Origin of the sequence: Amycolatopsis sp. GM8, from assembly GCF_021653975.1 — a bacterium.
GTDB lineage: Bacteria > Actinomycetota > Actinomycetes > Mycobacteriales > Pseudonocardiaceae > Amycolatopsis_E.
Map to the genome: position 1 here is coordinate 240,319 of NZ_JAJKFK010000002.1, position 21,682 is coordinate 262,000.

Below are 21,682 nucleotides of genomic sequence, written 5' to 3' on the forward strand. Positions count from 1 at the left end.
GCGACACCTTCGATGTGACCGACATTTCCGCGCCGCCGGCGTTGCCTCGCGTGCTGCGGCTGCCACTCGCCGTCGTGACGGTGGCGGCCGCGCTCGTCGTGCTGGTGCAGGCGCTGGCGTACGCGGGTGACAGCAGCGGCGAGTGGGTCGCGCCGGTGTCCGGGTTGCCCGCGCCGCTGTGGTACATCGCGCAGGCGATCGACTTCCTCGGCGAGCCGGTCGGGTCGGCGATCGTGCTGGCGGTGCTCGCCGGCGGGTGCTGGCTGGTGGGCCGGCGGCGGTCGGCGGTGCTCGTGCTGGCCGGGGCCGGGGTGGCGGTCGGCGTGACAACGCTGCTGAAACCCATCGTCGACCGCACGATTCACGGCGGTTACCTTTCGTACCCCAGCGGCCACACGGCGTTCGCGACCGCGGTGGCGTTGGTCCTGGCGATGATCGCCGCCGACCGGCTCGCCCTCCGCGCCGCGGCGGGGACAGCGTTCGTGCTGGTCATCGCACTCCTCGCGGGCGCCGTCATGGGCTGGACCGAAGTCGCCCTCAGCGCCCACTACCCCACCGACGCCCTCGGCGGCTTCTGCACCGCGCTGGCGGTGGTGCCACCGACCGCGTGGGCGGTGGACAGGTTTTTCCCCGCGAGCTTGTAGCGGCTACTCGGCGCGCTGCCCCTCAGGCGTACCGCCGGAAGGCGGGCTTCACGGCGCGGCCGCCGACCCATGTCGACGGGTCGCCGGCGTCCAAGGCCTTGCGGTACACCACACACGCCTGCGCGACGACGTCGATCGTGCGGTCGATGTCCTCTTCGGACAGTGCGCTGCTGACCACGAACGACGGGCCGAGCACGCCACCGGAGATCAGCTGCCGCATGAAGAGCGTGCGGTACTCCGGCGACGGCCGCAGGTTCTCGTCCAGGGTCGCGAACACCAGGTTGCTCGCCCGCCCGCGCACGAGTACGTGCGAACCGACGCCCATACCCGACGCGGCCGCCCGGACGCCGTCCGCAAGCCGGGTGCCCAGTGCGTGCAGCCGCGCCGAAATGCCTTCCTCGGCATAGGTTTCCATCACGGCCATCGCCGCCGCGAGCGAGTGCGTCTCGGCGCCGTGCGTGGTCGACAGCAGGAACACCCGCTCCCGCGAGTCGCGCAACCCGCCCTGCTCCATCACCTCGCGCCGCCCGGCGAGCGCCGAGACCGCGAACCCGTTGCCGAGCGCCTTGCCGAACGTCGACAGGTCCGGCTGCACGCCGTACACCCCCTGCGCCCCCGCCTCCGACCAGCGGAAACCGGTGATCATCTCGTCGAAGATCAGCAGCGAGCCGTACTTGTGCGCGAGATCCCGCAGGCCGGCGAGGTACCCGGGCGCCGGCTCGGTGTGCGTCGACGCCTCGAGGATCAGGCACGCCACATCGCCGCCGCGCAGGACTTCCTCCGTCGCGGCCAGGTCCCCGTACGGGAACTTGACGGTCATCGCCGTTGTACAGGCAGGAATCCCGGCCGACATCGGCGTCGTCCCGATGAACCAGTCGTCCGTCGAGAAGAACGGGTGGTCCTGGCAGACCGCCACCCGCTGCCGCCCGGTCGCGGCCCGCGCCAGCCGCACGGCCGCCGTCGTGACGTCCGAGCCGTTCTTCGCGAACTTGACCATCTCCGCCGTCGTGACGGTGGCGAGAAACCGTTCCGCGGCCTCGATTTCCAGGAAGCTCGGGCGCACGAAGTTCGACCCGCGCACCAGTTCCCGCCGCACCGCCTCGATCACCCGCGGATGCGCGTGCCCGAGGCTCACCGATCTCAGCCCCGAACCGTATTCGATGTACTCGTTGTCGTCGATGTCCCACACGTGCGCACCACGGCCGTGCGAGATGACCGGCGCCATGCCCTGCGGGAACTGGTCGTCACCCTTGGCATAGGTGTGGGCACCACCGGGAATGAGCTTGTGCAACCGCTGGTTCGCCTTGCGCGACCGCAACATCGGAGTGTCCATGACCTTTACCTCGAGATCTTCAGTACTTGGTCGAGCGACGGCGCCTGTTTGTCGCGCTCGGAGATCAGGGTGATCGGAATGGGCCACGGGATGGCCAGTTCGGGATCGTCGAAGGCGATCGTGACGTCCTCACTGGGATCGTGTGGCCGGTCGATCCGGTACGACACGTCGGCGGGGTCGGTCAGCGCCTGGAAACCGTGCGCGCAGCCCGCCGGGATGTAGACCGAGACCTGGGTGCTGCCGGACAGGGTGAAGTACTCCTGGTTCCGGAAGGTCGGCGAATCGGGCCGCAGGTCGACGACGACGTCGAACACCTCGCCGTACGAGCAGCGGACGAGCTTCGACTCGCCGTCGCCGGCCCGCAGGTGCATGCCGCGCAGCACGCCGATGGCCGACCGGGAAACGCTGTCCTGGGTGAACGCGTCGGGGTCGATGCCGACCGACTTCGCCACCTCGCGGTCGAACGTACGGCTGAAGAACCCGCGCTCGTCGGCGTGCGGGGTCGGGACGAACAGGTACGTACCGGCGATGGCCGGCACTGGAAACGCTTTCATCGCACCCCTTCCGGGAAAAGCGCGGACAACGCCGCGAACTGGTGCTTGATCCGCTGTTCCTCCGCCGCGTTGCGCTCGCCGAGCGTCATGGTCAGCTCCCCCGCGCGCCGCTCCAGTGACGTGAACCGCTCGACCAGTTGCGCGATCACGACGCGCCGGGCGGACAGGCAGTACTCGCCGAGCCCCATCCCGTCCATCAGTGCCTCGTTCTTCGCCGCGTACCCGACGGAGATCGTCGGCTTGCACACCTTCAGCGCACACAACACGTTGTGATACCGGGTCGCCACGACGGAGTCCACAGTAGACATTTCACGCATGATCGCGTCCAAAGAGGACGCCGAGGACGCGCTCACGAGCGGCCCGCACTCGGCGAGGATCTCGTCCACCACCGGCGCGTCCACCTGGTCGCCGGTGAACAGCCGGACCGGACGGCCGCGCTCGACGAGCCAGTGCACGAACCCCTTCATACCGTCCACATAGGACCGGTAGATCTGCTCGGCGTTCGCGCGCTCGTCGTTCCCGCCACGGAAGGCCATCACCCCGACGCCGACCGTCCCGGGCCGCCGTTCGTCCTCCGGTGCCGGTAGCGCGAACGCGAGATCGGGATAGACCTCGTCCGCGGCGGTGTCGACGCCCATCTCGGTCATCGCCGCGCGCGAATTCTCGTCGCGGTAGGACCGGTAGGCGGCCAGCCGCCCGGCCGTTTTCACGATCACCCGGGTCGCGCGATCGCCGATCACGTTCGCACCGACGCTCACCAGCGCGACCTTCGTCCCCAGCAGCCGCCCGGCCAGCGTCAGCAGCAGCAGCGAATACGGGAAACCCCAGGGCCGCAACGGAAGCGTCGCTTCGAGCACGCCCATCCCGGGCACGATCACGACGTCCTGGCGCCGCACCCAGGCCGCCGTGCGCCACACGTCGACGAACTTTCCCAGTCCCTTCAACGCGATCGCCCGCGCCCCGGACGCCGTCCGGTACTCACCGCCGAACCAGTGCAGCGGGGTCGCGTCGATGCCGTAGCGCGCGGACACCAGATCCGGCCCGCCGCAGAACGCGCTCAACCGCGCGTCCGGATGTTCCGCGCGCAGGAACCGCAGCACGGCCTCCAGCGAGCCGTCGTTGCCCAGGTTGCCCGAGCCGAGCAGGCCGAACAGGCCGACCCTGATCACCGCACTCTCCCCTCGCGTCCGGGCACCACGGCGTCGATGTCGAACTCGCTGAACTCGACCGGCGGCCGGTCCTCGATCCGCTCGCCCGAACCCGGCCGCGCCCGCGCCGTCAGCCATTCGAACAGGTGGCGGTAGCACTCCCGGCGGTCCGCCGCGCTCAGCGGCGCCCGCTGGATCGCGCCGGCGAACCCGAGCACGTACTCGCCGAGCAGCCGTACCAGCGGATGGCGCAACTTGTCGGCCCGCTTGGGATCGAGGTTCGAGCAGCGCTTGCGCAGCGTCGGATTGGCCCGCTCCGCGCGGGTCGGGTGGTCGCGCCGGAAGAACAGCAACTCGGGTACCTGGTAGAACGGCCCGTTCAGGGTGATCTCGGCGACGAACGTGCGGTCCGCGTGGTGGTAGCTGTCGTGCGGCTTGACCCGGCGCAGCACGTCCGACCGGATCACGCCGTAGAAATCGTCGCCGCCGGGCTCGAGCAGCAGGCTGCGGAACCGGGTCGGCGCGTGCGGCGAGTCGGTCGCCAGCGTGTAGTCGAACGGCTGGGTCACGCGACCGGTCTCGTCGATGATCGCGTTCCAGCAGTGCGCGAGGATCATGTCCGGCCGCTCGTCGAGCGCCTGCACACAGCGCAGCAGCAGGTCACGGCCGTAGAGATCGTCGTGCGACGCCCACTTGAACAGCTCGCCCTTGGCCTCGGCGAACACGTAGTTGTGGTTCGGCCCGGCGCCGATGTTCGTCGCCAGCCGGATGTAGCGGATGCGCGGGTCCTTCGCCAGGTAGGTGCGGCAGATCTCCTCCGTGCCGTCGGTGGACGCGTTGTCGGAGATGATCAGTTCGAAGTCCTCGAAGCTCTGTCCCAGCAAGGCATCCAGCGATTCCGCCAGATACTCCTCGCCGTTGTAGACGGGCAGGCCGATGCTCAGCCTCGGGGTCATGACGTCCTCACTTCCTGGGTTGTCAAGGCGTGCTCACGCATCCCGGCGCGCAACTGGAACCACCAGAACGCGGAACCGGTCGTGGTCGCGGTCGCGACGCCCCACGCGGAGCCGGGCGCACCGGCGATGGCGGCACCGACGAGACCACCGATCAGATAACAGGCGGAAACCGTGACCTGGCACCGCATACTGCGGCGGGCGAGCCCGAGTGCGCGCAGCCCGGAGGCCGCGCCGGTCGAGAAACTCGCGCCCATCACCGAAAGCGTCGCCGGCAGGATCAGCGTGTGCGCCGCGGGCCAGATCGAGCCGAGCAGGTGCACGCCGACGAATTCGGGCAGCAGGAACAGAAGTGCGAGACCCCAGCAGAGCGCGGCGCCGGCCTGTCCCGCGCCGAGGATCAGGCAGAACTTCGGCAACCGGTGCGGCGCGCGGCGCAGAACCCTTGCCGCTTCGGCAACCGTGACCAGGGACAGTCCCATGAGGACGGCCTGGAACGGTCCCTGCAGCAACTCGGCGCCGCGCACGGTGCCGACCGCGGCGAGCCCGGCGATCGCGCCGAGCCCGTAAGCCCGCAGTTGCGAAGCACCGCTGTTGCTGACGTTCTCGATCAGGTAGCGGGTGCCGAGGTCCCGCTGGTCCCGCAGCCAGCCGCCGACGGCGGACAGGCGCGGCAGGATGCCGGTCTGGAAGCAGCCGAAGATCGCGGCGACCCCGGCGGACATCCCCCAGGCGAGCACGAACCCGAGCACGGTGCCGTGCTTCGCGGCGAACAGCATCGCGGGCGCGAGCGCGACGGCCTGCACCACGTCGTTGAGAAACGCCCGGTGTCCCTGCCCTGCCGCGAAGAACCCGAACCGCCAGGCGTCCTGCACCATCAGGAACGGCAGCACCAGCCCGAGCCCGGCGAACGCGAGCCCGACCTGACCGCCGATCGCGATCCCGACCAGGATGCTGACCGCGCCGGTCGCGATCCCGACGACGAGTGCCGTGCCGGCCGCGCGGGCCGTGGCGGCGCGCCAGATGCCCGCGGCGACCCCGCTGAACCGGACCATCAGCGGATCCGTGCCGAGGCCGCGCGAGACGTTGATGATCACGCCGTAGGTGACCCAGGCGAGGCTGAACACGCCGAACGCCGTCGCCCCCAGCGAGCGGGCGACGTAGAGCCCGACGGCGAAGTTGGTCAGGCTGGAAACGGCCTGGTCCCCGAGCCCCCAGGACAGCCGCCCGGCCATCGCCCGCAGCGCCGAGCGCGGCCGGATGGCACGGTGTCTGCCGCGGCGCGGTCCTTCCGTTGCCGTCGACATCTCACACCTTCAGCAGCTCGGCATCGTGCAGCGCGGAGGCCGCGGCGACGACGGAGTCGAAGGGCAGACCGGACCGTTCGGCGACGTCGAGCAGCGAGTGCTCGCCGTCCGACAGGTTGAGCACCCACAGCATCGCCAGCTGCGCGTCCTTGGCGTCACTGCGCCCGCCGAGCGAGTCGTACAGGCCGCGCTTGCCCAGCTGTGGTTCGCCGTACGGGCTCAGGTTCACGTAGGTGCGGTTGCGGTCGAGCAGGGAAAGCGCTTCCCGGCAGACGGCCAGGGTGTCCTCCAGCGCCCACGGCACCACGAAATCCGGGTTGTCACCGGAGGTGTGGTACTCGGGGTAACGCGCATACGGGGTCCGGGAAAGCGATCCGACGCCGAGGTCGAAACCGGGCGAGCAGAACTGGCGCTCGTCATAACCGTAGGGCGAGAAGTCGACGATCTCGTGCTTGCGCTCCCGCAACACGAGCTGGAGCACGCGATCGATCTCCGCGTCCCCGCGGCGGCTCTTCTTGTACGTCAGGTGCCCGGCGTCGCCGGCGCACGCGAGCACGAGCCCGTGCTTGACCTTGTCGATCCGCTCGGCGTTGCGCGACAGCCAGGTGATCGCGCCGATCGTGCCCGGCATGAACAGGAAACGGTAGGTGTACCAAGGGTTTTTCAGCGAGCGCGCGAGGTACGCGGCCACCGCGATCGATGCCAGGTTGTCGTTGGCCAGCGACGGGTGACACGTGTGGCACGAGACGATGACCTCGTCGGTCACCTGCCCCGGCACGACATGCTCGGCGTAGGTCAGGTGTCCATCGTCCAAAGTGGAATCGATGCGCACGTGGTACTCGCCATCGGGCATCCGGTCCAGCACGTCCTGCGCGAGGCAGAAACCCCAGTCCGGCGAGTAGTAGCTGGTCCGGTACGGCACGAGGGAGGGCTGCTCCGGCAACGTGTGCAGGTGCGGGCGCAGCTCCGCCAGAGTCATCCGCGCGTCGATCGGCGTGCTGTAGCTGACGACGTGCAGGTTCGACTCGCGGAAGTCCACGATCCGCCTGCCGGTCGTGTCCGCGATGAAGGCGTCGCGGATGTTCCACTCCTGCGGCACGGTCCAGTCGAACGCCCGCGCGCCGGTGGGCACCTCGAAGACCGCGAGCGGGAGGTACTCGTTGAGGATGTCCAGCGTCTCCCGGACGCCGTCGCCGGTGATGCTGCGGCACAACGGGTACAGCCGCTCGACCAGAGCGTGCATCTGTTCGCCGGTGCTCATCGGCGTCTCAGGGTGTCGTCGACGCTGATGCCGTTCTTGAGCCACGCGAGCCGGGTGAACCGCTGCTCGAAATCGTGCGCCGTCATGCCGTACTTCTGGTACGCGTCGACGAGTTCCAGCGCGCCGTCCTTGACCGACCACTCGCAGTCGAAACCGGGGATGGCCTCACGGAAGCGGGCGAAGTCGACGCGATAGGAGCGTGGGTCGGCGCCGGCCTCGCCGGTGATCACCAGCCGCGAGCCGGGCACCGCCTCGGCCACCTCACCGGCGATCTCCGCGACGGTCACGTTGTTGCGCTCGGTGCCGATGTTGAAAGCCTTGTCGTGCACCGCTTCCTTGGGCCCGACGAGCGCTGCGGCGAACGCACTGGCGATGTCCCTGGCGTGCACCAGCGGCCGCCACGGCGTGCCGTCGGAGAGCACCCGGACCTCGCCGGAGAGCACGGCGTGGCCGACCAGGTTGTTCAGCACGATGTCCGCCCGCAGCCGCGGCGAGAAGCCGAAAGCCGTGGCATTGCGCAGGAAGACCGGCGTGAAGTCCTCGTCCGCGAGTTCGTGCACGTCGTCCTCTACCCGGACCTTCGACTCCGCGTACGGCGTGACCGGGCGTAGCGGCGCGTCCTCGGCGACCAGTGCGTCACCGCCGGAAGCGCCGTAGACCGAGCAGGTCGAGGCGTAGAGAAAGCGCTTCACCCCGGCATCCCGGGCCAGTCGCGCGAGCCGGACCGAGGCCCGGTGGTTGATGTCGTAGGTCAGGTCCGGCGCGAGCGCGCCGAGCGGGTCGTTCGACAGCGCGGCCAGGTGGATCACCGCGTCCACATCGGACACATGCTCGTGCGTGACGTCGCGCAGGTCGACCTCGAAGCCGGGCGGAGTCTCCGGGCGCGGCCCGAGCAGGCAGTCCGCGAACAGTCCCGAATCCAGCCCGATCACCTCGTGCCCGGCCTCGGCCAGCACCGGCGCCATCACCGTGCCGAGGTAGCCCTTGTGGCCCGTGAGCAGCACTCGCATGATCAGCCCTCCAGATCGACAGTCAGTTTGGAAACGTGGAAGGCCTCCGCGTACCGCGCATTGCACTCGATACCGCGAATCCTTGCCAGACCGAGGAAAGCCTCGCGGTCGTACCACGGCCGGTGCCGCTGCGAACCGTAATGTTCTTGCAGCAGCGCGACCTTCTGCTCGGCCCGTTCCGGGGTGAGCGGCTGATAGCTGTTCGGACGGCCGAGATCGGCGTCCCACTTGACGATCTCGTAGCCGAGCACCAGGTGATCGCGGAACGCGGTCGGCACCAGCTTCGCCAGCCCGCGGTGGTCCTGGTGCAGATCATCGGTCCTGGGCGCGAACAGCACGTCCGGGTTGCTCCGCCCGCGCAGTTCCTCCAGCGCGGACTTCGCCTCGTCCCAGTGCGCCGGCAGCCGCCCGTCGGGCAGTTTCAGCACCGTCACCGACAGCGTTGCATCCGGGCAGAAGGCAGCGAGCGCGGCGCGTTCCTCGTCTTCCCGCTCGCTGCCACCGCCCGAGAGCACGAGCGCGTCCACCCGGATCCCGGGCCGCGCCGAGCAGATGGTCAGCAGGGTGCCGCCCGCGCCGATCGCGATGTCGTCGCAGTGCGCCCCGAGTACGGCCACGCTTCCGAGCGGCCCGGCACCCAGCCTGATCACGCGGCTCTACCGTTCTCCCACAGGGCCCACGGCCGCTGGCCACGCGTGTAGCCCTCGTCCAGCGCGGCACGTTCCTTCACGGTGTCCGTCGGCTTCCAGAAGCCGCGGTACTGGTAGGCCAGCAGGCGCCCGCGCTTGGCCAGTTCCGCGCAGCCGTCCGCGACGAGGTCGCCGTTCTCCGGGATGTGGTCGAAGATTTCCTGGCGCAGCACGAAATACCCGCCGTTCTCCCACAGCGGCATCTCGCTCACCGCGGTGATGGAGCCGACCTTGCCGTCCTCACCCATGTCGATGCAGTGGAACGAGGACTGCGGTGGCACGACCATCATCTGCGCACCCGCGTCGGTGTTCGAGAAGCGCTCGATCATGTCCGCCAGCGGCGCGTCGGTGAGCACGTCCGCGTAGTTGGCGAGGAACATCTCGTCGCCGTCCAGGTGCTCGCGCACCCGCCGCAGCCGCTCCCCGATCGCCGACTCGATCCCGGTCTGCACGAACGAGATCGACCAGTCGGAGATGTCCGTCGACAGCAACTCGGCCTTGCCCCCGCGCAGCACGAAGTCGTTGGACGTGGTCTCCTCGTAGTTGAGGAAGAAATCCTTGATGTGGTGGGCACCGTAGCCCAGGCACAGAATGAATTCCGTGTGGCCGAAGTGCGCGTAGTACCGCATCACGTGCCAGATCAGCGGCCTCGGCCCGACCATGGCCATCGGCTTGGGCACATCGGACGGGCTACCGCTGCGCATTCGCATGCCGTATCCGCCGCAGAACAGGACGACCTTCACGACGACTTCCCCTCGACGATCTCCAGGTGCGGGATGGGAAAAACGAGTTTCCCGCCCCACTGCTCCACATAGGACAGTTGTTCGGTCAGTTCGGCCCTGAGGTTCCAGGGCAGCACCAGCACGTAGTCGGGCTTCTCGGCCTCGATGCGTTCCGGTGCCAGCACCGGGATCCGCGTGCCGGGCGTGAACCGGCCGTGCTTGTACGGGTTGCGGTCGACCGTGTAGGCGAGCAGGTCCGGCCGGATACCACAGTGGTTGAGCAGCGTGTTGCCCTTGCCGGGCGCGCCGTAGCCGACGACGGTCTTGCCTTCCTCGGCCGCGGTGACCAGGAACTTCAACAGGTCGCGCCGGACCCGGTCGACCCGCGCGGCGAACTCGGTGTAGCCGGACAGTTCGTGCAGCCCGGCCGCCTTCTCGGCGCTCAGCACGTCGGTCATCCGCCGGCTCGGCTCGCCCGCGACCTCGGCGGGCCGCGCCCACAGCCGGATCGAGCCGCCGTGGGTCGGCAGCAGCTCGACGTCCACAAGGGACAGCCCGCCCGACGCCAGCGCGCGACGAGCCGATTCCACTGTGTAGTACTGGAAATGCTCGTGGTAGATGGTGTCGTACTGGGTCTTCTCGATCAGCGTCAGCAGATGCTGCACCTCGATCGACACCCAGCCGTCGTCGGCGACCATCGCCCGAAGGCCCTTGGTGAACCCGATCACGTCCGGAATGTGCGCGTAGACGTTGTTGGCGACGACGAGATCGGCCGGACCGCGCTCGGCGCGGACGGCGGCGCCGGTCTCCGGGCTCAGGAACGCCGTCAGCGTCGGCACCCCGGCGTCCCGCGCGGCTTGTCCGACGTTCACCGACGGCTCCACCCCGAGGCACGGGATCCCTTGCGCCACAACGTGCTTGAGCAGGTACCCGTCGTTACTGGCGACCTCGACGACGAACGAGTCCGGGCCCAGCCCGAGCCGGTCCACGGCACCGTCGACGAACCGGCGGGCATGCTCGACCCAGGATTCCGAATAGGACGAGAAGTACGCGTACTCGGTGAAGGTGTCCTCGGGCGTGATCAACGGCGGCAGCTGCGCCAGCCAGCAGCTGGTGCACACTCGCAAATGCAACGGATACGTGATCTCCGCTTCGTCGAGCTGGTCTACCGTGAGAAACCGCTCGCAGGGGGGAGTCGCACCCAGATCGACGACGCTTTCCATGCTCGTCGAACCACAGAGGCGGCACCTGGTCATCGTCAATTGGCTCCTCGGCTCACGAACGCGGTGTGCGTACACCCCTGATTCGGGGAGCCCAAGAGTCTTGTTACAAAGCGGGAGTGGACCACGCGGGTCCGAGTTCGAACTGAGACATCGCCATGCGCTTGCCCGAAAACCCTTGTGCCAGGAGGGAAATTATTCGACCAGACCGGCGCGCACTGTGTTACTTACGAATCTCCAGTGTGCAGCATTTCGGTCCGCCACCGGCTTTGCGCAGTTCGGAGATGTCCACCAGGACGGGGTCGTAACCACGCGCGGCGAGCCGGTCCGCCAGCGCGGTCGCCTCGATCGGTAACACCACATTGCGCCCGTCGGACACACCGTTGAGGCCGAAGCACTCGGCGTCCGCGGCGCCGGCGAGCACGGCGTCCGGGAACAGTCGTGCCAGAACCCGTTGCGAACCCTGGGAAAACGCCTCCGGGTAGTACGCGATCTGGGCCGGGGCGGACTCGGTCGCCTCGCTCAGCACGAACAGCGCGGTGTCCAGGTGGTAGTACCGCGGGTCCACCAGGCTCAGTGACAGCACGGGCACGCCGAGTATCTCCTGCGCCTCGGCGTGCGCCTCGGGATCGGTCCGGAAGCCGGTGCCGGCCAGGATCATCCGGCCGGTCCAGGCGAAGTCACCCTCGGCCTCGTTGATCCGTGACGGCATGACCACGTCGCGGTACCCGTGCTCGAGGAACCAGCGCCGGTAGTGGTCCGCCTCGGGCACCCGCTGCGGCGCGCGGAACCGTGAGCCGAGCACCCGCCCGTCGATCACGGTGCCGGAGTTCGCTGCGAAGACCATGTCGGGCAGGCCGGGCTGCGGCTCGATCTCCTCCACGGTGTGCCCCAGCCGGCGGTAGGTGTCCCGGAGCTCGGTCCACTGGGCGAGCGCGAGCGGCACGTCCACCGGTCGCGACGGGTCCATCCAGGGGTTGATCGAGTACTCGACGGCGAAGAAGCGCGGGGGGCACATGAGGTAGCGGCGGGTCAGCGGCACCCGAGTGGTCATGATCCAACGGTATGGCTCGATTCAGCGACAATCAATCGCAGCTTCTTGCGCATATACCTGCTAAACATTGCGTGTGAACCAGTTGGATCAGCGAATCGTTTCGTGCCTGGTGACCAACGCGCGGTCGAGCTACGCCGAGATCGGCAAGGTGGTCGGCCTGTCCGCGCCCGCGGTGAAACGCCGGGTCGACCGCCTGCTCGAGACCGGGGTCCTGCGCGGGTTCACCGCGGTGGTCGACCCGGAGGCGCTCGGCTGGGGCACCGAGGCCTTCGTCGAGGTGCACTGCCGCGGCAACGTGTCGCCTGCGCGCATCCGCTCGCGGCTGGAGCCGTTGCCCGAGGTCGTCGCCGCGTACACGGTGACCGGTGCGGCGGACGCGATCGTGCACCTGCGCGCGGCCAACATCCACCAGCTGGAAACGGCGCTGGAACGGCTGCGCGGGCTGGAGATCATCGACCGGACCGTGTCCACCGTGGTGCTGTCGAGGCTGCTGGAGCGCCCGCCGACGCCGGGGACATGATGGTCGGCATGACCGAACGGATTCTCGCCGAGCGCACCGGCAAGGTCGCCGTCCTCACCGTCGACGCCCCCGAGCGGCGCAACTCGCTGACCCTCGCGCTGTCCGCCCAACTGGCCGAGGCGGTCGCCGACGCCGAGCGTGACACCGGCGTGCACGCGGTGATCGTGACCGGCACGCCGCCGGCGTTCTGCGCGGGCGCGGACCTGACCGCGCTCGGCGAGGCAACGGAAGACGGGCTGCGAGCGGTCTACGCCGGCTTCCTCGCGGTGGCTCGGTGCACGCTGCCGACCATCGCCGCGGTGGGTGGCGCGGCCGTCGGCGCAGGTCTGAACCTCGCGCTCGCCGCCGATGTCCGGCTGGCCGGGCCGCGCGCGAAGTTCATCCCGCGGTTCCTCGAACTCGGGGTGCACCCGGGCGGCGGGATGACGTGGATGCTGCAGCGCGCGATCGGCGTTCAACGGGCCCGCGCGATGGCCTTGTTCGGCCAGTCGCTCGACGCGCCCGAAGCGGAGCGCGCCGGTCTCACTATGCGGACAGTCGATGGTACTCACGAAGAGTTACTGGCGGCGGCGCTGGAGCTCGCCGCGCCCGCCACCGAAGCGCCGCGGGATCTGGTGCTAGCGACGAAGCGGTCGATGCGGCTGACCTTGCCTCTTACCGACCATGCGGACGCGGTGGACACTGAACTGGAGCCCCAGTTGGAGTCGTTGGCGTCCCCCGAGTTCGGCCGCCGGCTCAGTGCGATGCTGGCTGCCATCAGCAGCAGAAAGTGACCGTTCCATCCAGTAACGGGTAAGGCGGGTCACACCGCGAGACGGCCACCGGAAAGGCAAAGTAAGGTGGAGGTATCGGCGGCTGTGCGCCCGGCGCAGCAGAGGTGTCATCGCTGACACGGCAAGTCGGGAGAGAGGGATTCCCTGACCTATGAGCACGAGTGCCAATGGCAACGGCGCGTTGTCGGCAACCCGTCAGACCGAGATCTCGAAGCTCGACCGGGTGGTGATTCGGTTCGCCGGCGACTCCGGTGACGGCATGCAGCTGACCGGAGACCGGTTCACCTCGGAGGCGGCGGCCTTCGGCAACGACCTGGCGACCCTGCCGAACTTCCCCGCGGAGATCCGCGCCCCTCAGGGCACGATCCCCGGTGTCTCCTCGTTCCAGGTCCACTTCGCCGACTACGACATCCTGACCCCGGGCGACCGGCCGGACGTGCTGGTGGCGATGAACCCCGCGGCGCTCAAGGCGAATCTCGCCGACCTGCCCGCCGGCGGCACGCTGATCGTCAACACCGACGAGTTCACCAAGCGGAACCTGACCAAGGTCGGCTACGACGCGAATCCGCTCGAAGACGAGTCGCTGTCGGCATTCCAGGTGCACCGGGTCGCCATGTCGACGCTGACGCAGGGTGCTCTCGCGGACACTGGTCTGGGCAAGAAGGACGCCGAGCGGTGCAAGAACATGTTCTCGCTCGGGCTGCTGTCGTGGATGTACCACCGGCCCACCGAGGGCACCGAGCGGTTCCTGCGGGAGAAGTTCGCGAAGAAGCCGGACATCGCCGAGGCGAACATCCTGGCGTTCCACGCGGGCTGGAACTACGGCGAGACGACGGAGTCGTTCGCGACGACGTTCGAGGTGGCCCCCGCGAAGCTGGCGCCGGGCACGTACCGGCAGATCACCGGGAACACCGCGCTGGCCTACGGAATCGTCGCGGCCGGCCAGCAGGCCGGGCTGAAGGTGCTGCTGGGCACGTACCCGATCACCCCGGCCTCGGACATCCTGCACGAGCTGTCCAAGCACAAGAACTACGGCGTGCTCACGTTCCAGGCCGAGGACGAGATCGCCGGGATCGGCGCGGCGCTCGGCGCTTCCTACGGCGGCGCGCTCGGCGTCACCTCGACGTCCGGCCCGGGTATCGCGTTGAAGTCGGAGACGATCGGGCTCGGCGTGATGCTGGAACTGCCGCTGATCGTGATCGACGTGCAGCGTGGTGGCCCGTCCACCGGGTTGCCGACCAAGACCGAGCAGGCGGACCTGCTGCAGGCGATGTTCGGGCGCAACAGCGAATCACCGGTGGCGATCATCGCGCCACAGTCGCCCGCGGACTGCTTCGCCGCGGCGCTCGAAGCCACCGCGATCGCGCTGAAGTACCGCACCCCGGTGCTGATCCTGTCCGACGGCGCGAACGCCAACGGCTCCGAGCCGTGGCTGATCCCGGACGTCTCGACGCTGCCCGACCTGCGGGTCGAGTTCGCGTCCAAGACCAACGCGCAGGATGGTTCGGACGAGTTCTGGCCGTATGTACGGGATCCCGAAACGCTGGCGCGGGAGTGGGCCATCCCGGGTACCGCGGGCCTGCAGCACCGGATCGGCGGGCTGGAAAAGGCCGACGGCAAGGGCAACATCTCCTACGACCCGGACAACCACGAGTACATGGTCCGGTTGCGGCAGCGCAAGATCGACGGCATCGAGGTGCCGGACCTGGTCGTCGACGATCCCTCCGGCGGTCAGGCGCGGGTGCTGGCGCTGGGCTGGGGTTCGTCCTACGGGCCGATCGGCGCCGCGTGCCGCCGGGTGCGCAATGCCGGAATGCCTATCGCTCAGGCGCATCTCCGTAATCTGAATCCCTTCCCGGCCAACCTCGGCGCGATACTGGCGTCGTACGACAAGGTCGTCGTCCCGGAGATGAACCTCGGCCAGCTCGCGTTGCTGTTGCGGGCGAGGTACCTGGTCGACGTGCACTCGTACACGAAGGTCGCCGGCCTGCCGTTCAAGGCCGAAGAGCTGCAGCACGTCTTCACCGATCTCATCGAAGGAGCGCTGGCCCGATGACCGCCACGGATCTCGGTCTGCCCCAGCTCGGTGGTCTGGACCTCATCCCGACCGCCGAGGAACCCCAGAAGGCGAAGGACTACAAGTCCGACCAGGAAGTGCGCTGGTGTCCCGGCTGCGGTGACTACGTCGTGCTCAACACGGTGCAGTCGTTCCTGCCCACGCTCGGGCTCAAGCGCGAGAACATCGTGTTCATCTCGGGGATCGGCTGCTCGTCACGGTTTCCGTACTACCTGAACACGTACGGCATGCACTCGATCCACGGCCGGGCGCCCGCGATCGCCACCGGCCTCGCCACCACGCGCCCTGATCTGAGCGTCTGGGTCGTCACCGGGGACGGGGACGCGCTGTCCATCGGCGGGAACCACCTGATCCATGCCTTGCGGCGCAACGTGAACCTCAAGATCCTGCTGTTCAACAACCGGATCTACGGCCTGACCAAGGGCCAGTACTCGCCGACCAGCGAGCCCGGCAAGGTCACCAAGTCCACCCCGATGGGTTCGGTGGACACCCCGTTCAACCCGATTTCCCTTGCCCTGGGCGCGGAAGCCACGTTCGTCGGGCGCGCGCTGGACTCGGACAAGGCGGGGCTGACGGAGGTCCTGACCGCGGCCGCACAACACCGCGGCTCGGCGGTCGTCGAGATCTACCAGAACTGCCCGATCTTCAACGACGGCGCCTTCGATGTGCTGAAGGACAAGGACGAAGCCGCGCAGCGGTTGATCCCGCTGCGCGCGGGCGAGCCGATCCGCTTCGGCCCCGACGCCGAGTACGGCGTGACCGCCACCGGCTGGGGCGGCTTCGAGATCGGCAAGGTCACGGAGATCGGTGAGGAGAACCTGGTCACCCACGACCCCGCGATCGCCGACACCGCCTACGCGTTCGCGCTGTCGCGGCTGGGCGACCAGAACCTCACCCACACCCCGACCGGCATCTTCCGCCAGGTCCAGCGGCCCACGTACGACGACCAGGCCCGCGCCCAAGTCGAAGACGCCCGCGCCGCGAAGGCACCGAACCTGCAGTCCCTCCTCACCGGCAAGGACACCTGGACCGTCGTCGCCTGACGAATCAGCCGGGGTCCTCACACCTGAGGGACCCGGCTGTTTTCGTGTCTTAGGACATGAATCCTTCCGCCCTGGACAGCAGCCGCTGCGCTCGCTCCACGATCGGTTTGCCGACAACGTGTCCGTCCTTAGCAGCGACCGAAGATCCATTGACGGCCGTAATCACACCGCGCGCCCATTCCAGATCTTCCGCGGACGGCGTGAACGTTTCGTTGACCACAGCGACTTGCCGGGGATGCAAACACAGTTTCCCGGTGAAACCGAGCGAAGCCGCGTGCTCAGCATCGATAACCAGTTTTTTCTCGTCGGCCAAGGCGGTTGTTACCCCATCGACAGGCGGAGGCAATTCGCTCGCCGCCGAGGCGAAGACCACGACAGATCGAGCGTAGGTCAAAGCGTAGATGTCAGCGTGATCAATGCCGAGCTCTCGGCCGAGATCGGCGTTGCCGAAAACAGCACGGACAACTCCCGGAACGGCGCAGATCTCCTGCGCTCGCAGTACTCCTGAGGCTGTCTCGATCAGAGGCAACACACAGGAGTCAGCGGTAAGTCCCTGCTGCAAGCGAGTGATCTGCTCAGGAGCGATCACCTTGGGCAACAGCACTGCACACGAAATGTCTGAAAGAGCTTCAACATCGTCTTCGTACCAAGGAGTATCTTCAGAGTTAATCCGGACGATACCTGTTCCGCCGCCCAACAACCAGCGTCGGATATTCTGTCGAGCAGTCGGCTTGACCTCTGGCCCCACCGCGTCTTCGATGTCGAGCACTATGCCGTCCGCGCCGCTCATCGCCGCCTTTTCGAAACGCTCCGGCCGGTGACCAGGAACAAAAAGCAATGAGCGCGCCCTGACTATCGGGGCTTGCAAGCTCACCATGTTGAAAACCTCCGCTGATCTTCGTCTTTCGACGGAAGCCGCTACAGCTTGAGGAAATCAACGATGACCTGCGACCCTGACAGCTAGCTAGGGGACGAGTTTCCCCCGGCTGCCATCAGGACCAAACGCTCAACGCGGTCCCCCGCGAAGTCGCCGGATGGTCGTCGTCTCAGGACGAGAGCGGGCGGAAGCCGACGCGCTCGGCGTCCTCCACCGAGCGGAACCACACCTCGGCCACCATCCGGCCGTACTGCGGGGAATGCGCGGTGCAGTACCGCAAAGCCGTCACGCTCGCCTTGACGGTGTAGTCCTCCGACGGCCGGCCACCGCCGGGCCGCGGCATCGCCGAGCCCGGGCCGAACGGTCCGGGCGGGGTGCCGTCGTCGGACGCGTGTGTCCGCGCGGGTGGCGGGGCCGACGACTCGGGCGCGGCATGGGCACCGCCGGAGTTCGGGCGGACGGACGGTTCGAACAGCGAGCCGCTGCGACCGCCTTCGTCCGCCACCGGTTCCCGCCGCTCGATCGAGCGCACCGACGGGCGCGGCGGTTCGAAGCTGCTGGGCGGCGTCGCCCGCGGCTGGCGCTTCGGCAGGATCGCGGTGGTCTCAGTGGCCTCGACCGGCGGCTCGGGCTCCCCGCCGAACGCGTAGGCCGGCGGCTCCTCCTCGACCGCCGCGTGCGAGCCGTAGCTCGGCTCGGGTTCCGGCTCGTACCGGTGCTCCGGTTCCGGCTCCGGCTCGAACAGGGAGCCCGGCAGCGAACCATGTTCGGGTTCGGGATCCGACAGGAACAGCGAGCCCCGCTGCTCGGCGTCGGTGTCCCCCGCGAACAGCGAGCCGTGCTCGGGTTCGGGATCCGCGGTGAACGGCGAAGCGGCGTCCGGCTCCAGCTTCTGGAACGACGCGAAGATCGACGTCTTCTCGGCGTCCGACTCCTCTGCCGGCTCCGGCTCCGGCTCCGGCGCCTGCTCCTCGACCTCGGGCGTCCGGTCACCGAAGCTGTCGCGGTCGAGCCAGGCCGGCCCGGGCTGGTGCTCGTCGAGCGGCTGCACGTGCTCGGTCATCGGGGCGAAGTCCGGCGCGAAATCCGGCTCGGGAGCACGCGCGGGCTCCGGCTCGGTGATCCGCGTCGCCGCCGGGTTCATCATCGACTGCCGCTCCGACGCCGCGGCCTGCGCCGCCTGGAGCCGCCGTTCGAGCGCCCGGCTTCTGGCCTGCGCGGGACGAACGAGCAGTACCCAGGTCAGCAGCACACCGACCAGAAAGGCGGCCACGCTCCACAGCCACACCTGCCCGAAGATGGACATCCGAGCTGTCCTTTCTTTCGAACCGCACCATCTACCACTGTCAGTGACAGGAATGCAGTGAGTTCATGACGCCGGCGGAGCCGGATCAGCGCGTTCGCGCGACCAGATAGTCCGCGACGGACTCACACGCGTCGCGCGCGGCCGAAGCGGGCAGCCCGGACAACTCCGCCCTCGCCCGGCGAGCGTAGTCGGACAAGGTGCCCATGGCCTGGTCGAGCCCGCTGGACGCGCGCAGCAGGTCGAGCGCCTCCTCGACCAGCGCGTCGTCGGCGATCGGGCCGGCCAGCAGCTCGAGCAGTCTCGGGTCGGTCCCCGGGTCGGCCAGCGCGAACAGCATGGGCAGCGTGCGCACACCCTCGCGCAGGTCGGTGCCCGGCGTCTTCCCCGACTCGTCCGAGGGAGAAGCGATGTCGATGATGTCGTCGGAGATCTGGAACGCGGTGCCGATGATCTCGCCGAACCGGGTCAGCGCCGTGACCTGCCCGGAGTCGGCGCCCGACACCATGCCGCCGAACCGGCCGGCGGTGGCGATGAGCGAGCCGGTCTTCTGCGCGATCACGCTCAGATAGTGCTCGACGGGGTCTTCGCCGTCGGTCGGCCCGACCGTCTCCCGCATCTGGCCGGTGACGAGCTCACCGAACGTCTCGGCGATGATCCGGGCCGCGTCCGTACCGAGGTACGACACGAGCCGGGAGGCGTGCGCGAACAGGAAGTCCCCGGTCAGGATCGCGACCGTGTTGTCCCAGCGGGCGTTCACGCTCTGCGCGCCGCGGCGCATCGTGGCCTCGTCCATGACGTCGTCGTGGTAGAGCGTCGCGAGGTGAACCAGCTCGACGGCCGCGGCGGCGGTCACGACCCCGTCGTGGTTCTTCCCGCCGAACTCGGCGGCCAGCAGCGTGAACATCGGACGAAAGCGTTTGCCACCCGCCTCGACCAGGTGCGACGCGGCGTCGTGCACGGCCTTCACATCGCTGCGGGCGGTCTCGCGGAGGAGGTTCTCGACGTCCGCGAGCCCGGCGGCCAGGGTGCGCAGCAGTTGCTCATCGGCGATCCGGAGGCCCACGCTCGCGCGCAGGTCCTCGATGGTGCCACTGTGAACCGACACGTTCCCCTGCCTTCTCGCACTCCGCTCCGGTCCTCACCAGCGTAATGGCAAGCCAATAAGCGCCGGTGAGCCGCTCAGCATGGCGGTAGGTGACGAACACGACAACAGCGGTGCCCACATTCGGGTGACGAATCGGCCACGACGCCCGCACGGCATTAGCCTTCCGGCTGTGACCAGCAGGAACAGGCAGAACACCATCGTCGCGGCGATCATGCTCGGGATTCTCCTGGCGGCACTCGACCAGACCATCGTGTCGACCGCGCTACCGACGATCGTCGCGGATCTCGGCGGTGCGAACCACCTGTCCTGGGTGGTCACGTCGTACCTGCTCGCCGAGACGATCATGACGGTGCTGATCGGCAAGTTCGGCGATCTGTTCGGCCGCAAGAAGGCGTTCCTGGTGAGCGTCGGGCTGTTCCTGGTCGGTTCGTTCTTCTCCGGCTGGGCCGACTCGATGCTCTGGCTGATCGCGTTCCGCGCCGTGCAGGGCCTGGGCGGCGGCGGTCTGATGGTCACGGCGTCCGCGGTGATCGCCGACGTGGTGCCGCTGCGGGAGCGCGGCAAGTACCAGGGCGCGATCGGCGCGATGTTCGGGGTGGCCACGGTGGCCGGGCCGCTGCTGGGCGGGCTGTTCGTCGACCAGCTGAGCTGGCGGTGGGCGTTCTACGTGAACATCCCGCTCGGCGTGGCGGTCATCCTGATCGCCGCGTTCGCGCTGCCGTCGGTGCGCAGCGCCGCCCGGCCCCGCATCGACTACCTGGGCATTCTGCTGATCGCGCTGGCGGCGACGGGGCTGACGCTGGTCACGAGCTGGGGCGGCACCCAGTACCCGTGGGCTTCGCCGACGATCATCGGGATGGCGATCGGTTCGATCGTGCTGCTGGTGCTGTTCGTGATCGTCGAGCGGCGCGCCGCGGAGCCGATGCTGCCCATGCGCCTGTTCTCGAGCCGCGTGTTCACGGTGGCGAGCGTGCTGAGTTTCATCGTGGGCTTCGCGATGCTCGGCGGGATCACTTACCTGCCAACGTATCTGCAGCGCGTTCAGGGGGCGAGCGCGACGGAGTCGGGGTTGCGGATGCTGCCGCTCGTGGTCGGGCTGCTGATCACGGCTTTGCTGAGCGGCAACGTCATCAGCCGCACCGGGCGGTACAAGATCTTCCCGGTGGTGGGCTCGCTGATCATGGCGCTCGGCCTGTTCCTGATGTCCAATTTGGACGTCCACACGAGCTTCTGGGTCACTTCGGGCTACATGATCGTGCTCGGTCTCGGGCTCGGTTGCTGTATGCAGGTGCCGACGATCGTCGTGCAGAACACCAGCGTGTACGAGGATCTCGGCGTCGCGACGTCCGGCGTGAGCTTCCTCCGCACACTGGGAAGTTCCTTCGGGGTAGCGGTTTTCGGCACGATCTTCACGAGCCGCTTGCCCGCGGTGCCGACCATCCCGTCCTATGTGGACGCGATCCAGACCATGTTCCTGGTGGCGGCGCCGATCGGCATCCTGTCGTTCGTGGTGGCCTTGTTCCTGAAGGAAGTGCCGTTGCGCGACGCGACCAAGGCGGTTGCCTCGCGCAGCAGCGGTTTCCCGGAACCCGGTTCGGGCGATTCGCGTCAGGAGCTGGAAAAGGTCGTCGCGAGTGTGTGGCGGCGGCGCAAGGGCGATCCGGGCCCGGCGATCCTGGCCCGCTCGGGGGTTCCGCTGACGTTCGCGCAGGCCTGGCTGCTCGTGCAGGTGTATCGCCACAGCGTCGACGACGGCGACGCCACCCTGCAGGAACTGTCGGTGGAAACATCGGTGCCCGCAGGCATTTTCGAGCCCACCGCGGCGCGCCTCGTCGACGACGGCTACCTCGCCGAGGCCGATGGGCACTACCGTTTCAGCGCCCTCGGCACCGACACTTTCACCCGCTTGGTCGGCGCGTGGCGGGTATGGATCCTGGACGCCCTGGCCGACTGGGAAGAGACGAAGGACCAGGATTTCAGTGCACGCGTGGACGAGATCGCGGCCGAACTGATCAGCAACAGCCGCGAGTTGTCCACGGGCCGCCACGCCGCGAGCGATGACGGCGCTCACGTCCTGACGGGGTAG

The 21,682-nt window shown here is 68.4% G+C and carries 20 protein-coding genes; 6 read left to right on the forward strand and 14 right to left on the reverse strand.

The window, feature by feature from the left end; genetic code table 11:
- Positions 1-14 precede the first annotated feature (14 nt).
- A complete protein-coding gene (locus LOZ83_RS08375; protein WP_236789688.1) occupies positions 15-644 on the forward strand; it encodes a phosphatase PAP2 family protein in 630 nt (209 codons plus the stop codon).
- Between the two features lie 22 nt (positions 645-666).
- On the opposite strand, the gene LOZ83_RS08380 is transcribed toward LOZ83_RS08375, so the two are convergent.
- The 11 genes from LOZ83_RS08380 to ddaH all read right to left on the reverse strand — a co-directional run bounded on the left by LOZ83_RS08380 (position 667) and on the right by ddaH (position 11,895).
- Entirely contained in the window at positions 667-1,977 is a 1,311-nt protein-coding gene (locus LOZ83_RS08380; RefSeq protein ID WP_236789689.1) for a glutamate-1-semialdehyde 2,1-aminomutase, read from the reverse strand.
- Positions 1,978-1,982: 5 nt separating this feature from the next.
- Positions 1,983-2,531 (reverse strand): dTDP-4-dehydrorhamnose 3,5-epimerase family protein, encoded by a 549-nt coding sequence (locus LOZ83_RS08385; protein WP_236789690.1) that lies wholly within the window; start codon positions 2,529-2,531, stop codon positions 1,983-1,985.
- A complete protein-coding gene (locus LOZ83_RS08390) occupies positions 2,528-3,700 on the reverse strand; it encodes a polysaccharide pyruvyl transferase family protein (protein WP_236789692.1) in 1,173 nt (390 codons plus the stop codon). Before LOZ83_RS08390 ends, LOZ83_RS08385 begins: the two co-directional genes overlap by 4 nt.
- Positions 3,697-4,635 carry a glycosyltransferase family 2 protein gene (locus LOZ83_RS08395; protein ID WP_236789694.1) on the reverse strand — a complete coding sequence of 313 codons (939 nt, stop codon included), beginning with the start codon at positions 4,633-4,635 and terminating at the stop codon, positions 3,697-3,699. The genes LOZ83_RS08390 and LOZ83_RS08395 overlap by 4 nt, the downstream gene beginning before the upstream one ends.
- Positions 4,632-5,939 carry a hypothetical protein gene (locus tag LOZ83_RS08400; RefSeq protein WP_236789696.1) on the reverse strand — a complete coding sequence of 436 codons (1,308 nt, stop codon included), beginning with the start codon at positions 5,937-5,939 and terminating at the stop codon, positions 4,632-4,634. The genes LOZ83_RS08395 and LOZ83_RS08400 overlap by 4 nt, the downstream gene beginning before the upstream one ends.
- 1 nt (position 5,940) lies before the next feature.
- Positions 5,941-7,200, reverse strand: coding sequence for a DUF4910 domain-containing protein (locus LOZ83_RS08405; protein WP_236789697.1), 1,260 nt, complete (start codon positions 7,198-7,200; stop codon positions 5,941-5,943).
- Positions 7,197-8,210, reverse strand: a complete 1,014-nt coding sequence (locus tag LOZ83_RS08410; RefSeq protein ID WP_236789698.1) for an NAD(P)-dependent oxidoreductase — start codon at positions 8,208-8,210, stop codon at positions 7,197-7,199. Before LOZ83_RS08410 ends, LOZ83_RS08405 begins: the two co-directional genes overlap by 4 nt.
- Positions 8,211-8,212: 2 nt before the next feature.
- Entirely contained in the window at positions 8,213-8,860 is a 648-nt protein-coding gene (locus LOZ83_RS08415; protein ID WP_236789699.1) for a PIG-L deacetylase family protein, read from the reverse strand.
- Positions 8,857-9,642 carry a glucose-1-phosphate cytidylyltransferase gene (locus LOZ83_RS08420; protein ID WP_236789700.1) on the reverse strand — a complete coding sequence of 262 codons (786 nt, stop codon included), beginning with the start codon at positions 9,640-9,642 and terminating at the stop codon, positions 8,857-8,859. Before LOZ83_RS08420 ends, LOZ83_RS08415 begins: the two co-directional genes overlap by 4 nt.
- Positions 9,639-10,877, reverse strand: coding sequence for a class I SAM-dependent methyltransferase (locus LOZ83_RS08425; RefSeq protein ID WP_236789701.1), 1,239 nt, complete (start codon positions 10,875-10,877; stop codon positions 9,639-9,641). Before LOZ83_RS08425 ends, LOZ83_RS08420 begins: the two co-directional genes overlap by 4 nt.
- Positions 10,878-11,064: 187 nt before the next feature.
- The gene (gene ddaH / locus LOZ83_RS08430; protein ID WP_236789703.1) at positions 11,065-11,895 is read right to left on the reverse strand and encodes a dimethylargininase; all 831 of its coding nucleotides are present in this window, start codon (positions 11,893-11,895) and stop codon (positions 11,065-11,067) included.
- Positions 11,896-11,968: 73 nt separating this feature from the next.
- Here ddaH and LOZ83_RS08435 point away from each other — a divergent pair, with 73 nt between their 5' ends.
- The 4 genes from LOZ83_RS08435 to LOZ83_RS08450 all read left to right on the forward strand — a co-directional run bounded on the left by LOZ83_RS08435 (position 11,969) and on the right by LOZ83_RS08450 (position 16,308).
- Entirely contained in the window at positions 11,969-12,415 is a 447-nt protein-coding gene (locus LOZ83_RS08435) for an Lrp/AsnC family transcriptional regulator (RefSeq protein ID WP_236789705.1), read from the forward strand.
- Positions 12,416-12,423: 8 nt separating this feature from the next.
- On the forward strand, positions 12,424-13,188 hold the full coding sequence (locus LOZ83_RS08440; RefSeq protein WP_236789706.1) for an enoyl-CoA hydratase: 765 nt from the start codon (positions 12,424-12,426) through the stop codon (positions 13,186-13,188).
- 151 nt (positions 13,189-13,339) lie between these two features.
- Positions 13,340-15,244, forward strand: a complete 1,905-nt coding sequence (locus LOZ83_RS08445; protein ID WP_236789708.1) for a 2-oxoacid:acceptor oxidoreductase subunit alpha — start codon at positions 13,340-13,342, stop codon at positions 15,242-15,244.
- Complete coding sequence (locus LOZ83_RS08450) at positions 15,241-16,308, forward strand: 2-oxoacid:ferredoxin oxidoreductase subunit beta (RefSeq protein ID WP_236789709.1); 1,068 nt, start codon at positions 15,241-15,243, stop codon at positions 16,306-16,308. Before LOZ83_RS08445 ends, LOZ83_RS08450 begins: the two co-directional genes overlap by 4 nt.
- 49 nt (positions 16,309-16,357) lie before the next feature.
- Here the strand turns inward: LOZ83_RS08450 and LOZ83_RS08455 are convergent, their stop codons facing one another.
- The 3 genes from LOZ83_RS08455 to LOZ83_RS08465 form a co-directional block, all read right to left on the reverse strand.
- Positions 16,358-17,185, reverse strand: a complete 828-nt coding sequence (locus tag LOZ83_RS08455; protein WP_236789711.1) for a CoA ester lyase — start codon at positions 17,183-17,185, stop codon at positions 16,358-16,360.
- Between the two features lie 169 nt (positions 17,186-17,354).
- Positions 17,355-18,491, reverse strand: a complete 1,137-nt coding sequence (locus LOZ83_RS08460; protein ID WP_236789712.1) for a hypothetical protein — start codon at positions 18,489-18,491, stop codon at positions 17,355-17,357.
- Between the two features lie 85 nt (positions 18,492-18,576).
- Entirely contained in the window at positions 18,577-19,596 is a 1,020-nt protein-coding gene (locus LOZ83_RS08465) for a polyprenyl synthetase family protein (RefSeq protein ID WP_236789714.1), read from the reverse strand.
- Positions 19,597-19,807: 211 nt separating this feature from the next.
- Between LOZ83_RS08465 and LOZ83_RS08470 the strand changes: the two genes are divergently transcribed.
- Positions 19,808-21,682, forward strand: a complete 1,875-nt coding sequence (locus LOZ83_RS08470; RefSeq protein WP_236790735.1) for an MDR family MFS transporter — start codon at positions 19,808-19,810, stop codon at positions 21,680-21,682.

What these genes read in the sequence shown, in the direction of transcription:
- LOZ83_RS08380 (WP_236789689.1), bottom strand. Translation starts at nt 1,977, where the DNA reads ATGGACACTCCGATGTTGCGGTCGCGCAAGGCGAACCAGCGGTTGCAC.
- LOZ83_RS08385 (WP_236789690.1), bottom strand. Translation starts at nt 2,531, where the DNA reads ATGAAAGCGTTTCCAGTGCCGGCCATCGCCGGTACGTACCTGTTCGTC.
- LOZ83_RS08395 (WP_236789694.1), bottom strand. Translation starts at nt 4,635, where the DNA reads ATGACCCCGAGGCTGAGCATCGGCCTGCCCGTCTACAACGGCGAGGAG.
- LOZ83_RS08400 (WP_236789696.1), bottom strand. Translation starts at nt 5,939, where the DNA reads ATGTCGACGGCAACGGAAGGACCGCGCCGCGGCAGACACCGTGCCATC.
- LOZ83_RS08405 (WP_236789697.1), bottom strand. Translation starts at nt 7,200, where the DNA reads ATGAGCACCGGCGAACAGATGCACGCTCTGGTCGAGCGGCTGTACCCG.
- LOZ83_RS08410 (WP_236789698.1), bottom strand. Translation starts at nt 8,210, where the DNA reads ATGCGAGTGCTGCTCACGGGCCACAAGGGCTACCTCGGCACGGTGATG.
- LOZ83_RS08425 (WP_236789701.1), bottom strand. Translation starts at nt 10,877, where the DNA reads ATGACCAGGTGCCGCCTCTGTGGTTCGACGAGCATGGAAAGCGTCGTC.
- ddaH (WP_236789703.1), bottom strand. Translation starts at nt 11,895, where the DNA reads ATGACCACTCGGGTGCCGCTGACCCGCCGCTACCTCATGTGCCCCCCG.
- LOZ83_RS08440 (WP_236789706.1), top strand. Translation starts at nt 12,424, where the DNA reads ATGACCGAACGGATTCTCGCCGAGCGCACCGGCAAGGTCGCCGTCCTC.
- LOZ83_RS08445 (WP_236789708.1), top strand. Translation starts at nt 13,340, where the DNA reads ATGAGCACGAGTGCCAATGGCAACGGCGCGTTGTCGGCAACCCGTCAG.
- LOZ83_RS08450 (WP_236789709.1), top strand. Translation starts at nt 15,241, where the DNA reads ATGACCGCCACGGATCTCGGTCTGCCCCAGCTCGGTGGTCTGGACCTC.
- LOZ83_RS08455 (WP_236789711.1), bottom strand. Translation starts at nt 17,185, where the DNA reads ATGGTGAGCTTGCAAGCCCCGATAGTCAGGGCGCGCTCATTGCTTTTT.
- LOZ83_RS08460 (WP_236789712.1), bottom strand. Translation starts at nt 18,491, where the DNA reads ATGTCCATCTTCGGGCAGGTGTGGCTGTGGAGCGTGGCCGCCTTTCTG.
- LOZ83_RS08470 (WP_236790735.1), top strand. Translation starts at nt 19,808, where the DNA reads ATGCTCGGGATTCTCCTGGCGGCACTCGACCAGACCATCGTGTCGACC.